The following is a 15,296-nucleotide window of genomic DNA, read 5'->3' as shown; positions in this document are numbered from 1 at the left end:
ATCCGGTCCAGCACCGCCAGCGCCATCGGCGGCGACAAGTACCGAGCACAGTCCAGCGCGGTGCGCTCCGGGGTGGTGACCAGCACCCCACCGAGCTCCATCACGTCGTGCGGGGCCAGGGGCGCCTCGAAGATCGACGCGCCGCGCCACTTCGGGGTGCGGTTGCTGGCCGGCACCAGGCCCTGCAGGGGCATCGGGGAGGTGTCCATCGCTGGGCCGCGGGGATCGATGCCGTGGATGTACGCCGCCAGTCCCCGGCAGGCGACAACATGCGGCGGCATCACCAGTGAAGCCGCACGAGCAACCGCCAAGGGATCAGCCACAGACCGGGCATCCAGGTAGGCGCCACGCACCACCTCGACGACGGCGCCCGAGGCGAGAAGTCGGTCCAGCTGGTGACGGGTGATGCCGAGAACGCCGAGGTCCTGCCGCGTGAAGGGCGGCAGGACCTCGGGCAGGGAGATCAGTCGTGCGACCACGCAGGAAGCGTGGCGGATCTTGCGCTTTGCCCGTTGAAGTTATCCACAGGGTGGCCAGCGCCCATGATCACGACACGGGAGGGTGGCCAGCGCCCATGATCACGGAGGAGAGAGGTTAGGGCTTCGGAGCCTCGGGCTTCTTCGGGGGGCCGTCGATGCCGGCCTCAGCCCGCTGCGCCGGGGTGATCGGCGCCGGGGCCGCGGTCAGCGGGTCGTAGCCGCCGCCCGACTTCGGGAACGCGATGACCTCGCGGATCGAGTCCGACCTGGTCAGCAGCGCCACGATGCGGTCCCACCCGAAGGCGATGCCGCCGTGAGGCGGAGCGCCGTAGCCGAATGCGTCGAGGAGGAAGCCGAACTTCTCCTGAGCGTCCTCAGGCGAGATGCCCATGACGCTGAAGACACGCTCCTGCACGTCACGGCGGTGGATGCGGATGCTGCCGCCGCCGATCTCGTTGCCGTTGCAGACGATGTCGTAGGCGTACGCCAGCGCCTCGCCCGGCGCCTCGGGGGTGGCGTCGAAGGTGTCGAGGTGCTCGGGCTTGGGTGAGGTGAAGGCGTGGTGCACCGCCGTCCACTTCCCGGCGCCGACGGCGACGTCGCCAGCGGCCACCGCGGCCTCGGCGGGCTCGAACAGCGGCGCGTCGACCACCCAGACGAACGCCCACTGCGACTCGTCGATCAGCCCGCACCGCTTGCCGATCTCCAAGCGCGTAGCGCCCAGCAGCGACCGCGCCCCCGACGCCGCGCCGGCAGCGAAGAAGATGCAGTCACCCGGCACGGCGCCGACCTTGGTGGCCAGGCCGGCGCGCTCGGTCTCGGACAGGTTCTTGGCCACCGGGCCGGACAGCTCGCCGTCCTCACCCAGCAGCACGTACGCCAGGCCGCGGTGCCCACGCTGCTTGGCGAACTCCTGCCACGCGTCGAGCTGCTTGCGCGGCTGCGACGCCCCGCCCGGCATGACGACGGCGCCGACGTACGGCGCCTGGAAGACGCGGAACGGGGTCTCGGCGAAGTAGGAGGTGCAGTCGACCAGCTCCACCCCGAAGCGCAGGTCGGGCTTGTCGGAGCCGTAGCGGGCCATCGCGTCGCGGTAGGTCATCCGCGGGATGGGGGTGTCGAGCGTGTACCCGATGAGCGACCACAGGCCGACGAGCACCTTCTCGGCGAGGGCGATGACGTCGTCCTGCTCGACGAAGGCCATCTCGACGTCGAGCTGGGTGAACTCCGGCTGGCGGTCGGCGCGGAAGTCCTCGTCGCGGTAGCACCGGGCGATCTGGAAGTACTTCTCGATCCCGGCGACCATCAGCAGCTGCTTGAACAGCTGCGGGCTCTGCGGCAGCGCGTACCAGGAGCCCGGCGCGAGGCGGGCGGGCACGAGGAAGTCGCGGGCGCCCTCGGGGGTGGAGCGCGTGAGCGTGGGGGTCTCCACCTCGGTGAAGCCGTCGGCCAGGAGCACGTCGCGGGCCACGCGGTTGGCCTCGCTGCGCAGACGGAGCGCGGCGGCGGGGGCGGGACGGCGCAGGTCGAGGTAGCGGTGGCGCAGGCGCACCTCCTCACCGGGAGGGTTCACCTGCTCACCCGCGGCCTCGATGGGGAACGGCAGCGGGGCAGCCTCGTTGAGGACGGTCAGCGCCTCGGCGACCACCTCGATGTCACCCGTGGGCAGCGCCGGGTTCTCGTTGCCGACCGGGCGCAGGCGGACGGCGCCCGTCACCTGGACGACGAACTCGCTGCGCAGCGCGTGCGCCCCGGAGGACTCGAGCAGCTCGTCACGGACGACCACCTGCACCACACCGGAGGCGTCGCGCAGATCGAGGAACGCCACCCCGCCGTGGTCTCGGCGGCGGCCCACCCACCCGGCGAGGGTGACCTGCTCGCCGTCGTGAGCGGCGCGCAGGGTTCCTGCGGAGTGGCTGCGGAGCACGCGGAGACCTCTTCCTTCCAGTCGTCGACCCCCGTGTCCGAGGGCCCCCGCGAGCCTAGTCGGCGACTCCGACACAGGTGCGCCCTCAACCCCCTCCGTCCGTGATCATGGACGCTGGCCACCTTACGGATCCGTAGGGTGGCGGACGCCCATGATCACGGCGGGAGAGGTCATGATCACGGCGGGGTGGGGAGGGTGGTCGCAAGCCAGGTGTGCACGGCGGGCCAGTGCGGCGCGGCCGGGTCGATGAGGGCCATGTGGTCCAGCGACGCCGGCTCGACCAGCTCCACGGGTGCCCCGTCGGAGCGGGCCGTGGCGACGTAGTCGCGGCTGTGCTCCACCGGGACGCGCGCGTCGTCTGTGCCGTGGACGACGAGCACGGGGCACGCAGGCCACGGCCGCTGGCGCGGCGAGGCCGCAAGGTACGCCGCGGGATCGGCCTGCGGCGAGGCACCGCCCATCAGCTCCGCCACCGCCCCGTTCCCGATGCCCTCGGCGTACCCGCGGACCAGGTCGGTCACCGGTGCGAGGGCGACGACGGCGTCAGCTGCCCGCGCGTGCACGAGCGCCAGGTGGCCTCCCGCGGAGTGCCCGACGAGCACCACGGGACCACCTCGGCCGCGCTCGCCGTCGTCCTCGTCCAGTGCTGCCAGCGCGGCGGCGACGTCGTCGGAGGTGGCGGGCCAGCCGCCTCCCGACCCGATCCGCCGGTACTCCGGCACCGCGACCCGCCAGCCGCGCCCGGTGAACGCCGGCACCAGGGAGTGCATGAGGTCCGCGGCCCATGGGGTGCGCCAGTAACCGCCGTGCACGAGCACCGCGGTGCCCCGGGCGGGCTTCCCGGGAACAGCCGGCCAGACCTCGACGACCTGCTGCGGGTCGTCGCCGTACCGCAGCACCCGGCACCCGGCCGGGTGGGCGAGCACCGTCACGCGCCCTCGACGGCGCCCGGGGGCAGGAAGTCGACGTCATGGAGGGCCGACAGGCGCACCACCTCGGCGGGGTCGTCGAGCTCGTGCAGCACCGAGAACAGCTGCGCCAGGCGCCCGGCGGGCGTCACCCAGAACAGCGACCTCGCGGCCTCCTCGCGGCGGTTGTAGTACGCGTGCGGCAGTCCCTTGGGCATCCGGACCAGGTCACCAGGACCGGCCTGCGTCCACCCGCCGTCGAGGTAGAGCGTGTACACGCCGTCGAGGACGTAGATGAACTCGTCCTGGGTGGGGTGGACGTGCGGCGGCACCCCCGTCGAGGGCGGGTCGAAGGAGTGCCACGCGTAGGTCTGCTCGCTCTCGACCTTGGTGGTGTACGTGTGGCCGAGCACCGACCAGGTGCGGTGGCCGAAGGCCTCGTCGGAGCGGGTGATGCCGGCGGGCAGCCCCCCGGTGATGATCTCTTCGAACTGCGTGGTCATGCGTGGCTCCTCAGGTCTGCGGTGGGCTCAGCGGTCGGCGGAGGCAAGCGTGCTGGCCGCTGGGGTCGCAGGGGAAGAGGACGACGACGACGGACGCGCGCCCCCCGTGCGCTTCAGCCTCTGCGCCAGGCGCGCGTGGAGCCCGGCGTAGGAGCCCGGGTCGACCGGCAGCAGCCACTGCACGGCGCGCTTCGGTGCGGGCAGGTTGAGCTCGAGCTCCTCGAGCACCTCGTCGACGTTGTGCATGGAGAACGGGATGATGTTGGTGCCGCGGGCGTGGCGGCCCTTGGTGCGCTCCTCCATCCACGCGAGCTTGCGGTCCACCCGGGCCAGCGCTTCGGCGCGGTCGCCCACGCGGTCGTTGCCGGCGAGCCTGTCGGCCACGTACAGCGCGGCGACCTCGGCAGACAGCGGGCTGAAGAACGAGGAGTTGTAGCCCACGAACGACAGGTCGGGCACGTCGAGCGGAACGATCTGGCGGTGCAGGCGGAAGTTGCCGCGGTCGTCGTGCAGGCGGGCCTCCACCTGGGGCGCGAGGAACCTCACGTGCTGGCGGAAGCCGGTACCGCACAGCACGAGGTCGGCGGGGAGCACGGTGCCGTCGGCCAGCTCGGCGGCGGGGCGGCCGTCGTCGTCGGCCAGTAGCCGCACCACCTGGGAGTCGCGGTGCACGGTGATCCGTCCGGCCTTCACCGCCTCGAAGAAGCCGACGGTGACGAGGCTGACGGTGGAGCGGGCGATGTCCTCGAAGGGACCGCTGGGCACCAGCCCGAGCTTCCGCAGCCCCAGCTGCTTCGTGATGAGCGACTGGACGCTGCCGATCATCTGCCGGCGGACGCCGTCGCCGGGTCCGTGGAGGAACTTCTCCACGCCCTTGACGTCGATGTACTTGAACAGCGCCTCGCCGAGCCGCGTGAGCAGCAGGTACTTGTAGTTGAGCTTGCCGGCCAGCAGGCGCGGGACCTTCCACAGCAGCTGCCGGGCGACGACGTCGAGGCTCGCGGCGGCCGGCGCCAGCGCCGTGGCCACGTCGCACGCCGACTTGCCGTACCCCACGACGACGACGTGCTTGCCGCGCACCTCCTCGACGTCGTGGACGTCGCTCGTGGCGAGCAGGCGGCCGCCGGCGGCGCGGAACTCCTCCGCACCGGGGTAGTCGGGCACGTGGGGGTCGCTGAAGATGCCGTTGGCGACGACGAGGTGGTCGACCTCGAGCGCCTCCTGCGGCGCGGCCGCCGCGCCGCTCGCCGGCTGCGCTACGCGGGCTGGCCGGGTGGTGAGCGACCAGCCGCCGCCGTCGCGGGGGTCGGCGGAGACGAGCTCGGTGCCCAGTCGCAGGAACCGCTGGAGCTCGAACTTCTCCACGTAGCTGGCGAGGTAGCGCTGCACCTGCTCGCCCGACGGCCACTCGGGGTAGTCGTCGGGCATGGGGTGGTCGGAGAAGCAGTAGGTGTCCTTGCCGTTCTGCGTGTGCAGCCCGGGGTAGCGGCGGCTGGCGGACCACACGCCGCCGACGTCGTCGCACTTCTCGATGACGACGACGTCGTGCCCGAGACCGGACAGGACCTTCGCGGTGACGAGGCCGGAGAACCCGGCTCCGACGATGCCGACCTTCATGGCTGCTCCATTGTTCGAGGGGCGGGGGGTTCGAGGGGGCGTGCTGGCGGGTGCAGCGCGTCAGGCGGACAGGAGCGGGATGGCGGGCACGGCCTGCTCCGGGCCCATGGCGGAGTAGCCGCCGTCGGCGGCCCAGTCGGCACCGGTGACCACGGACGCGGCGTCGGAGGCGAGGAAGGCGACGACGGCGCCCACCTCGGCGGGGTCGCCGACGCGGCCGAGCAGGTGGAACGGCGCGGCCACGGCGTCGGTCTTGGCGCGGTCGCCGCCGGAGAGGGTGTCCATGATCTTCGACCAGGTCCACCCCGGGCTGACGGAGTTGACGCGGATGCGGTCAGCTGCCAGGTCCATCGCCATCGACCGCGTGACCTGCGCGATTGCGGCCTTGCTCGCGGGGTACACCCAGCGGCCGGTCTGGGCGACGCTGGAGGAGATCGACGTGAGGTTGACGACGGCGCCGTGCCCGCTCGCCGCCAGGTGCGGACGGGCGAGCCGCACGGCCTGGACGGCGCTCACGAGGTTGACGTCGAGGGCGGTGAGCCAGTCGGCGCGGGAGGTGTCGGCGCCGTCGTCGAGGTAGGTGCACGCGAGGTTGACCCACACGTCGATGCCACCGCGGGACTCCACGACGTGGGAGATCGCCCCGGCGAGGGCGTCGTCGTCGGTGATGTCGACGACGAGGGCCTCCGCGCTGTCGGGTCGGACCTGGTCCAGCTCGGCGGTGAGCGCCTTGGCGCCGTCGCCGTCGATGTCGAGCACGGTGACGGTGGCGCCGGCCGCGTGCAGGGCGCGGACCACGCCGGCGCCGACCAGCGTCGCGCCCCCGGTGACGACGGCGGAGCGGCCGGCCAGCGGGCCTGCTGATGGGGCGGGTGCGGGTGCTTCCTGGGTCGCCACGGGGGCCTCCTCGAGCGTCGTCGCGGGTGCTTGGCCGGCGCTGCTCGGGCTCCGGACCAGGTGCTGCGAGACGCTAGGGAGACGCTCGGGGGCGCACTATCCGCCGAACGCACGCGCTGTCCGTGACGCGCGACACGAAGGCGCGATAACGTGACCGTCATCACCGGAGACGTTCCCGTAACAGGGACGTCGCAGGATCACTGGAGATCCCTGGAGGAGGTGGCGGCGTGACACCACAGCTCGCCCTGCAGACGGTTCCAACAGCTCCGACGCCCCCGCGTGCGCTCCGCTCAGCGGGGAGGGCGCGAGCGCTGTCGTCGTCGCCGTCGTCGTCGCCGCCGTTGTCCCTCGTCAAGCCGCACGACGCGGCTCCGGCGACAGCGCCGAAGGGAGTCGTCGTCGAACGGCACACCCACGACGTCGACGAGGCGCGCACCAGCGTCGGGCAGCTGTTCTGCGACCACCGGCTGGAGCCCCGCGGAGGCAGCGAGCTGTCGCTCGACCTGCGCGGGTTCCAGCACAGCGGGGTGGGCGTGGTGCGCCTCGACTACGGCACCGACGTGCAGATCGAGCCCGGTCGGCTCGAGAGCTTCTACCTCGTGCAGGTGCCCCTCGCCGGGCGCGCGGCGGTGCGACAGGGCGGTGCCGAGGTGGTGTCCACGCCGCGCACGGCCAGCGTGCTCGGCCCGGACGCGCCGGTGAGCATGCGGTGGGACGCGGGCACGCCGCAGCTGATCCTCTACGCGCACCGCTCCGTGGTGGCCGGCTACGCCGCGGCGGCGCTGGGCCGCAAGGTCAGCTCGCGGCTCGACTTCGCCCTCGACTTCGACCTCACCACTCCCGCCGCGAGCGCCTGGCGCCGCACGCTCGGCTACGCCGCCGCCGAGGTGGACGCCGACAGCCCCTGCCTCGACGACGCCCGCTGGGTGCGGCACGTCCGCTCGGTGCTGGTGGGGCAGCTCTTCGAGGCGCACCGCTGCAGCCTCAGCGAGGAGCTGACCACCGGCGCTCCCGCCACCTCCCGGGCCGTGGCCGCCGCGAAGACGCTGGTCGACGACGACCCGGCCGCCGCCCACACCGTCGAAGACCTGGCGCGCCATGCCGGCGTCAGCGTGCGGGCGCTGCAGGAGGGGTTCCGGCGCCAGCTCGGGACGACGCCCATGGAGTACGTGCGCTCCTGCCGCCTCGAGGCGGCGCACCGGGCGCTGCGGGCGGCTGACCCCACCGAGGCGAGCGTCACCGACCTCGCGACCGCGGCAGGCTTCACGCACCTGGGCCGGTTCTCGGTGGACTACCGCAAGCGGTTCGGCTGCTCGCCGTCCGCCACCCTGCGCTCCTGATCCCACTCCCCCGAGACGATCAAAGACGTTGCGCACGCCCCCCTCGACGATCATGCGGATCCGCGCCACGTCGGCTGCGCGGGCGGCGTAGTTCCCGCCCCAACAAGCGAGATTGCGCCCCTTCCGACGAGTTGACGCCCCATCCGAGCCTGGGATGGGGCGTCTTTTCGTCGGAAGGGGCGTCAACTGCGAGGCCCCTGTGACGATCAAGGACCTCCGCGCCACATGTGCCGGTCGCAGGCCGAGCCGGACGCCCGCGATGGCGCCCTCGCCGGCCTGAGATGTCGGAACCCGGCTGCAGATGTCGCCATCGGGGTGCCGTTCCGACATCTAGGGCCGGGTAGCGACATCTCGGGCAGCCACCCCGGCGGCTTGGCGTCGCGGAAAGCGCCGAGATGGCCCCTTGGACGCGCAGGTTGCCCCATCGGCCTTGTCGATGGGGCAACCTGCGCGTCCAAGGGGCCAACAGCGCAGTCAAGGGGCCGACCAAGCACTGCAGATGTGGCGCTGAGACGAGTGATCGTCAACCAGGGTGGCGGAAGCCCATGATCACGCGGGGGGTCACGCAGGGGTGGGGGTGTCGCGCAGGAGGTTGGTGACGCGCACCGTCGACAGGCGCCGGCCAGCCTCGTTCCGCACCACCACCTCGTGCACGGTGAGCGTCCGCCCGAGGGAGAGCGCCTCACACACCCCCGTCACGACACCCGACGTCGCTCCCCCGGTGTGGCTGGCGCCGATCTCCACGCCGAGCGCCTCGCGCCCCGGGCCGGCGTGGGTCCACGCCGCCAAGGACGCGAGGGTCTCGGCGAGCACGAGGTGCGCTCCCCCGTGCAGGCGCCCGAAGGGCTGTCGGTTGCCGATCACGGGCATGGTGCCCACGGCCCGCTCCGCCGACATCTCCAGCACCCGGATGCCCATGAGCGACGGCAGCTCGCCCAGCGGAACCTCGGGTGGAGCCGCCGGCCCCGGCACCGGCTGGGGGGCGGTGTCGGGACCGGGGCCTGGAGCGGCTGGGCTCACGGCTGCTGCGCGCGGCGCCGGGCGCGCAGCCCGGAGCGGTACTGCACCGGCGTGGGGTGGCCGCGGAAGCCCTGGTCGATGGCCGCGTTGAGGGTCCAGTACGGGTCCACAAGGTGCGGGCGGGCCAGCGCCACGAGGTCGGCGCGGCCGGTCGCGACGATGGTGTTGACGTCTTCCACGGAGCTCACGGCGCCCACCGTCATGGTCGGCACGCCGACCTCCTGGCGGATCCGGTCGGCGAACGGCGTCTGGTAGAGCCGGCCGTAGGCGGGCTTCGCCTTCGTGCTGGTCTGGCCGGTGGAGACGTCGATGAGGTCGGCGCCGGCCTCGGCGAGCAGCCGCGCCAGCTCGACGGCGTCGTCCCCCGTCGTCCCGCCCTCGACCCAGTCGGTGGCGGAGATGCGCACGAAGATCGGCCGGTCCGCCGGCCACACCGCACGCACCGCGCGCAGGATCTCCAGCCCGAGCCGGGCGCGGCCGCGCAGGTCGCCGCCGTAACCGTCGGTGCGGTGGTTGGTCAGCGGGGAGATGAACGACGACACGAGGTAGCCGTGCGCGAAGTGCAGCTCGAGCAGGTCGAACCCGGCCCGGGCCCCGCGCTCGGCGGCGACGACGTGCTGGGCGACGACGTCGCGGATGCCCGCCTCGTCGAGCTCGCGCGGCAACTGCCCGCCCTGCGGCAGGTAGGGGATCGGCGACGGCGCGACGATCTCCCACCCACCGGACTCCAGCGGCTGGTCGATGCCCTCCCACATGACCTTGGTCGAGCCCTTCGGGCCCGCGTGCCCGAGCTGCAGGCCGATCTTGGCCCGCGACTGACCGTGGACGACGTCGACGATCCGCTTCCAGGCGGCTTCCTGCTCGTCGTCCCAGAGGCCGGGGCAGCCTGGGGTGATGCGCGCCTCCGGCGAGGTGCACGTCATCTCGGTCATGACCAGGCCCGCACCACCGACCGCGCGCGAGGCGAGGTGCACCAGGTGCCAGTCGGTGGGCATCCCGTCGACGGCGGAGTACTGCGCCATCGGCGAGACCACCACGCGGTTGTCGAGCTCCAGCCCGCCGAGGCGGTAGGGGTGGAACATCGGCGGGGTGCCGGTCTCGACCTCGACCCCGAGGGACCGGGTGCGCGAGGCGAGCCAGGCATCGAAGCCGGCCACGTACTCGGGGTCGCGGAGCTTGAGGTTGTCGTAGGTCACGCGCTGGCTGCGGGTGAGCAGCTGCATCGTGAACTGCTCCGGCGGCAGGTGGCGGTAGCGGGCCACGCCCTCGAACCACTCCAGCGAGGTCTGCGCCGCGCGCTGCACGGACGCCACCGCCGGCTGGCGCTCGGCCTCGTACGTCTTGAGCGCGGCCTCCACCGACGACTCCTCGTGCAGCGCGTGCGCAAGCGCGATCGCGTCCTCCAGCGCCAGTTTGGTGCCGGAGCCGATGGAGAAGTGGGCAGTGTGGACGGCGTCTCCGGCGAGCACCACGTTGCCGGCCGACCAGTGCTCGGTCTTCAGCACCGTGAAGCTCAGCCAGCCGGAGTTGTTGCCGACCAGCGCGTGCCCGTCGAGGTGCTCGGCGAAGATCCGCTGGCAGAAGGCGATGGCGGCCTCGTCGTTCTCCCCGGGCTTGCGGGGCTTCGCGGCGCCCTCGGCGAGGCCGGCGCGCTGCCAGGTCTCCTCGTCGGTCTCGACGATGAACGTGGCCTTGCCGTCCGCGTACGGGTAGACGTGCGCCCAGAACAGGCCGTGCTCGGTCTCCACGAAGAGGAACGTGAAGCAGTCGAACGGGCGCGAGGTGCCCAGCCAGATGTACTTCGACGGACGCCCCACCGTGGACGGGTTCAGCTGGTCGGCCAGCTGACGGCGCACAGCGCTGTTGACGCCGTCGGCCGCCAGCACCACGTCATGGGTGCGCTGCAGCTCCTCCAGCGGCGGCGCGACCGTGGAGAAGCGCACGTCGACGCCGACCTCCTGCGCACGCTCGGCGAGCAGCTGCAGCAGCCGCTTGCGCTCGAACGCGGCGAAGGCGTGCCCGTCGGAACGTTCGACGGTCCCGAGGAAGTCGGTGTCGATGGCGCTCCAGGAGCGGAACTCCGCGGCCATCCGCGCGTAGAAGACCGGGTCGGCGGCTTCCACGGCGCCGAGGGTCTCGGCGGAGAACACCACGCCGAACCCGAAGGTGTCGTCGGCGCGGTTGCGCTCGTAGACCACGCACTCGGCGCTCGGGTCGGCCTGCTTGAGCAGCAGGGCGGTGAACAGGCCGGCGGGTCCGCCGCCGACGCTGGCCAGCTTCAAGGACGGTGAAGACATCGTCAGACCCCTTCGTCGAGGAGGTGCTCGAAGCGCAGCCCGAGGTCGGTGACGACGACGGCGGTGCTCGCGAGCGCGGCGCGCAGCCCGGAGGCCGCGCAGGGCGGGAGGTCGCGCTGGACGAGGTCGCGCAGCGCGTCGTAGACGGCGAGGAGGTCGGCCTCGTCGCGGGTCAGTGGCGTGCCGATGAGATCGGCGGCTGGCGCGGCGGCAGACACAGGGACAGGCACGGAAGGCGCGGTCATGTCAGGTGCCTCCTCAGGCGGGCGTGGGGACGGAGGACAGCGAGGACTCGGGAGAGGACGACGGCGGCGTCGGCTCCGGCAGCGCGGCGGCTGCCGCCGTCGTCGTCTTGAGGAAGGTGGGGGCGGGCCGGGCGTCGACCAGGCGCTTGGCCTTGAGCTCGAAGCGCGGCAGGGCGCCGGTTGCGGCGCGCTCGAGGATGAAGCGCAGGCCCTCGTGGGCCTCGGCGAGATCGGAGCCGAGGCGTGCGGCGAGCGCGTCCCAGGCGGCCTCGCCGATGGTGGGATCGGTCTCGACGAGGAGCACGACCTCGTCGCGGATCCCGCGGCGCTCGACGCGGATCTGGAACTCCTCGATGCCGTCGTGCTGGCGCACGACGCCCTCGATGGCTCCCGGGTACACGTTGGTGCCACGCACGAGCAGCATGTCGTCGACGCGGCCGATGATGCCGCCCTCGTACAGGTCCCAGGTGCGGCCGCTGCGGACGCGGCCCGCGGCGGGGACCTTCACCACGAGGTCGGCGGTGCGGTAGCGCAGCAGCGGGGTGGTGCTGCGACCGAAGCTCGTGCAGACCCGCTCGCCACGCTCGCCGTAGGGCACCTCGCGGCCGGTCTCGGGGTCGATGACCTGCTCGATGAAGTGGTCTTCGATGATGTGGCAGCCGCCGGGCTGCTCGGCGGGCTCGAACATGAAGATGGTCGAGACCTCGGTCATGCCGGCGGTGTCGTAGGCCTTGGCGCCCCACTCGCGCTCGATGAGCTCCTTGGTCTCCTTGATGGAGCCGGCGGGCTCACCGGAGAGCACCACGGTGTGGACGGCGCTGCCGGGCAGGTCGATGCCGAGGGCCTTGGCCTCCGCGGCCAGGCGCAGCGCGTAGGTGGGCGTGGAGGCCACGACCGTGACGCCGAAGTCGATGATCTGCTTGACGCGGTTGGCGGTGGTCTGCGCGCCACCGGGCACCGTGAGGGCGCCGAGCTTCTCGAGGCCGTTGTGCAGGCCCCAGAAGCCGATGAACGAGCCGTAGCCGAAGGCCACATAGCCGACGTCGTGGGGACGCACGCCCATGCCCCACAGGCCGTAGCACCACATCTCCGCCGACCAGGACCAGTCCTTGCGGCTGTCCAGGGCACGAAGCGGCATCCGCCCGGAGGTGCCGCTCGTGGTGTGGACGCGGATGGCGTTCACCGGGCCGGTCACGGGCAGCTCGCCGTAGGGGGCGTGCTCGACCTGGCTCTCCATCCACTGCTCACGGGTGAGGAAGGGGATGCGGTTGATGTCGTCCCAGCTCCGCAGCTGCTCGGGGCTGAAGCCCGCTGCGGCGAAGGTGCGCTGGTAGAAGGGGCTGCGCGCGGCGGCCCACTCGGCGGTGCGGCGCAGCTTCACGAGCTGCAGGGCCTTGAGGTCCTCCCGGGGGAGGGTCTCGGTCTTGGGGTTCCAGAAGTCTCGCTCTGCCACGTCCGGCACCTCCGTCGGGGTGGGCCGCCCTCGCTCTGACGGGGAGGGGCGGCCGGGGGTCTGCGGTACCTCGAAAGTACTCAGTTGGTGACGACCGTCAAGAGTGCGTCATGTCAACTCTGTGTTTCGGCGCGCTGGGCGGATAGTCGGCGCGCGACGCGGACAGTCAGTGCGCGACGCGGACAACGCCCTCCTGCACGGCGGTCGCCAGCAGGCGCCCGTCGCGACTGACGATGCTCAGACGCCCCAGCGCGGTGCCCCGGCGAGCGACGGGTGAGTCCTGCACGAGGGCCACCCACTCGTCGGCGCGGCCATCCTCGTGCCACCACATGGCGTGGTCGACGCTGGCGGTCACCAGGCCCGGGTCGGCCCAGGCCAAACCGTGGACGCGCAGCGCCGGCTCCAGTGCGGTGTAGTCGCACAGGTAGGCGAGCACCGTGCGGTGCAGCGCCGGGTCGTCGGGGAGGCGTTCCAGGGTGCGCACCCAGACCACCTGGCGGGCCACGCGCTCCCCCGCCGGGCTCGTGTAGACGGCGTCCTCGGCATGGCGCAGATCGACACTGCGGCCGTGCGACCAGTACTCGGTGTCACGTCCGGGCTCGGTGCCGGCCAGGCGGTCAGCCGTGGAGGGCAGTGCAGCCGGATCGGCGGAGCCGGGAAGATCGCTCAGGTCGGCGAACCCGCCGAGGGCGCCGGGGCCGGCGGCCGGCGGGTCGTGGCGCAGCTCGTCGTCGCCGTCGACAGGAACATGGAACGACGCCATCGCCATGAGCACCGCCTTGCCGCCCTGCTGCCCCACCACACGGCGAGCGGAGAACCCGCGGCCGTCGCGCGTGCGCTCGACCGTCCAGCGCGAAGGCTGGGTGACATCGACGGGGCGCAGGAAGTACGCGTGCAGCGAGTGCACGCGGCGCTGGTCAGCTTCGGGGGAGTCGGGAAGGTCGGCGACGGTGCGGCGCGCGGCCTCGAGGGCCTGCGCCACGAGCTCGCCGCCGTAGGCGCGCCCGGAGGGGATGCGCTGGTGGGAGGCCACGTAGACGTCGTCGTCAGCCCCGACATCCTTGACGAGAGCAAGGGAATCGAGGAGCGGAAGTCGCTCACTCATGCGCGGCGGTAGCCGGCGAGCGTCTCGTCCGGCACGTCGGGGAGGTTGACCACGATGTTTTCCGGCGTGCGCGCCGTGAGCCAGACGAGCTCGTCGGTGGTGCTCATGTTGGCCTCGACGTGCGGCATGAACGGCGGGACGAAGACGAAGTCGCCCGCGGTCATGTCGACGTAGTCGCTGAAGTCGTCGCCGAAGTAGATGCGCGCGGTGCCCGTGAGCACGTAGCCGCCGGTCTCGGCCTCGCCGTGGTGGTGCGGCAGGGAGCGGTAGCCCGGCTCGTTGCTCACCCGGCCGAACCAGATCTTGGTGGCGGGGGTGTGCTGCACCGACACCCCGGAGACGCGGACGGCACCGCCGGACTGGCCGGTCTCGCGGTGCTCGTGACCCGCGCGCGTGACGACGGGGACGACCTTCTGCGCGGCCTTCTCAGTGGTCTGCTCGTTCGGGGACTGCGTCTGCGTGCTCATGCTGCTGCTCCTCGCTGCTCGTCGGTGCTGGATGTGTTCGTGCTGGTGAAGCGGATGGTGTTGCGGACAGCGCCCACGCCCTCGACGGCGACGCGCACGACGTCGCCGTCGGCCAGTTCGCGGGGCGGGTTCATCGCCGTCCCGACGCCGCCGGGGGTGCCCGTGAGCACGACGTCGCCCGGGCTGAGCCGGGTGAACGAGGAGATCTCCACGAGCAGGTCGGCGGCGTCGAAGACGAGGTCGGCGGTGCTGCCCTGCTGCACCTGTTCGCCGTTGACCTCGCAGGTCAGGCGCAGGCCGTCGGCCGGGTCGACGTCGCGGGAGTCGACGAGCCACGGCCCGAGCGGCATGGTGGCATCGAACGCCTTGCCGGGCAGCCACTGGGTGGTGCGGCGCTGCGCCTCGCGCACGGACAGGTCGTTGGCGGCGGCGTACCCGGCGATGGCGGCGCGCGCCTGCTCGCGGGTGGCGTGCAGGAGAGGGGCGCCGACGACGACGGCGAGCTCGCCCTCCCAGTCGACCTCGCGGGCGTGCGCGGGGAGCACCAGGTCGTCACGGGCGCCCGCGAGGGTGTCGGCGAACTTGGTGAACAGCGTTGGGGAGGCCGGGATCGGGCGGCCCATCTCCTCGATGTGCGCGCGGTAGTTGTGCCCGCAGCACACGACCTTGCGCGGGTCGAGCACGAGCGGCGCGAAGTCCGGCTGTTCGATGAGGACGTCGCGGGCGGGTCCGGCGAGCGCGCGGCGGGATGCGCCGCGCCAGCCGCCGCCGTCGGCGTCGTCGTCGCCCTCGCGGAGGAGCTCGCCGACGTCGCGGTGCGGCAGCAGGTGCCAGGCGAGCGGCTCGCCGTCGCCGTCGCCGCCACCGGCGAGAGCAGCCGCGGCGCGCGTGCCGGTGGGGAGCCGCACCGTGGCGACCCGGACGTTGTGGACTGATGTCGAGCTAGCCATCGACCCCTCCTCAGAACCGCTTCGTTCCTGTAGCGTCTTGCTCACGGTAGTCAGAAACCCGCGATATTGGAAGCCCGGAAGACACAGG

General features: G+C 72.4%; 13 protein-coding genes and 1 pseudogene. 1 reads left to right on the top strand and 13 read right to left on the bottom strand.

The window, feature by feature from the left end; genetic code table 11:
- The 6 genes and pseudogenes from BXY45_RS11285 to BXY45_RS11260 form a co-directional block, all read right to left on the bottom strand.
- Positions 1–479: pseudogene (locus BXY45_RS11285) on the bottom strand (hypothetical protein); the annotation flags it as partial.
- A 115-nt stretch (positions 480–594) separates the two neighbouring features.
- The gene (aspS, locus tag BXY45_RS11280) at positions 595–2,406 is read right to left on the bottom strand and encodes an aspartate--tRNA ligase (RefSeq protein ID WP_109774578.1); all 1,812 of its coding nucleotides are present in this window, start codon (positions 2,404–2,406) and stop codon (positions 595–597) included.
- A 176-nt stretch (positions 2,407–2,582) separates the two neighbouring features.
- Positions 2,583–3,338 (bottom strand): alpha/beta hydrolase family protein, encoded by a 756-nt coding sequence (locus BXY45_RS11275; protein ID WP_245961758.1) that lies wholly within the window; start codon positions 3,336–3,338, stop codon positions 2,583–2,585.
- On the bottom strand, positions 3,335–3,817 hold the full coding sequence (locus BXY45_RS11270; RefSeq protein WP_109774577.1) for a cupin domain-containing protein: 483 nt from the start codon (positions 3,815–3,817) through the stop codon (positions 3,335–3,337). The genes BXY45_RS11275 and BXY45_RS11270 overlap by 4 nt, the downstream gene beginning before the upstream one ends.
- 27 nt (positions 3,818–3,844) lie before the next feature.
- Positions 3,845–5,434, bottom strand: a complete 1,590-nt coding sequence (locus tag BXY45_RS11265) for a flavin-containing monooxygenase (RefSeq protein ID WP_109774576.1) — start codon at positions 5,432–5,434, stop codon at positions 3,845–3,847.
- Between the two features lie 60 nt (positions 5,435–5,494).
- Positions 5,495–6,331 carry an SDR family oxidoreductase gene (locus BXY45_RS11260; RefSeq protein ID WP_211319471.1) on the bottom strand — a complete coding sequence of 279 codons (837 nt, stop codon included), beginning with the start codon at positions 6,329–6,331 and terminating at the stop codon, positions 5,495–5,497.
- A 227-nt stretch (positions 6,332–6,558) separates the two neighbouring features.
- Between BXY45_RS11260 and BXY45_RS11255 the strand changes: the two genes are divergently transcribed.
- A complete protein-coding gene (locus BXY45_RS11255) occupies positions 6,559–7,671 on the top strand; it encodes an AraC family transcriptional regulator (protein WP_109774575.1) in 1,113 nt (370 codons plus the stop codon).
- 561 nt (positions 7,672–8,232) lie between these two features.
- Here BXY45_RS11255 and BXY45_RS11250 read toward each other — a convergent pair.
- From BXY45_RS11250 to BXY45_RS11220, 7 genes are all read right to left on the bottom strand, one after another.
- Positions 8,233–8,691 (bottom strand): PaaI family thioesterase, encoded by a 459-nt coding sequence (locus BXY45_RS11250; protein ID WP_211319470.1) that lies wholly within the window; start codon positions 8,689–8,691, stop codon positions 8,233–8,235.
- The gene (locus BXY45_RS11245; RefSeq protein ID WP_211319469.1) at positions 8,688–10,988 is read right to left on the bottom strand and encodes a bifunctional salicylyl-CoA 5-hydroxylase/oxidoreductase; all 2,301 of its coding nucleotides are present in this window, start codon (positions 10,986–10,988) and stop codon (positions 8,688–8,690) included. The genes BXY45_RS11250 and BXY45_RS11245 overlap by 4 nt, the downstream gene beginning before the upstream one ends.
- Positions 10,989–10,990: 2 nt before the next feature.
- The gene (locus BXY45_RS11240; protein WP_146211162.1) at positions 10,991–11,233 is read right to left on the bottom strand and encodes a hypothetical protein; all 243 of its coding nucleotides are present in this window, start codon (positions 11,231–11,233) and stop codon (positions 10,991–10,993) included.
- Positions 11,234–11,246: 13 nt separating this feature from the next.
- The gene (locus BXY45_RS11235; protein WP_109774573.1) at positions 11,247–12,686 is read right to left on the bottom strand and encodes a phenylacetate--CoA ligase family protein; all 1,440 of its coding nucleotides are present in this window, start codon (positions 12,684–12,686) and stop codon (positions 11,247–11,249) included.
- Positions 12,687–12,852: 166 nt separating this feature from the next.
- Positions 12,853–13,791 (bottom strand): acyl-CoA thioesterase, encoded by a 939-nt coding sequence (locus BXY45_RS11230; protein WP_109774572.1) that lies wholly within the window; start codon positions 13,789–13,791, stop codon positions 12,853–12,855.
- A complete protein-coding gene (locus BXY45_RS11225; protein ID WP_109774571.1) occupies positions 13,788–14,258 on the bottom strand; it encodes a cupin domain-containing protein in 471 nt (156 codons plus the stop codon). The genes BXY45_RS11230 and BXY45_RS11225 overlap by 4 nt, the downstream gene beginning before the upstream one ends.
- Entirely contained in the window at positions 14,255–15,208 is a 954-nt protein-coding gene (locus BXY45_RS11220; RefSeq protein WP_109774570.1) for a fumarylacetoacetate hydrolase family protein, read from the bottom strand. The genes BXY45_RS11225 and BXY45_RS11220 overlap by 4 nt, the downstream gene beginning before the upstream one ends.
- Positions 15,209–15,296: the final 88 nt, after the last annotated feature.

The organism is Quadrisphaera granulorum, from assembly GCF_003149145.1.
GTDB lineage: Bacteria > Actinomycetota > Actinomycetes > Actinomycetales > Quadrisphaeraceae > Quadrisphaera > Quadrisphaera granulorum.
Note: the sequence above shows the minus strand (reverse complement) of the source record. Positions and strands in the feature narration are given on the sequence as shown.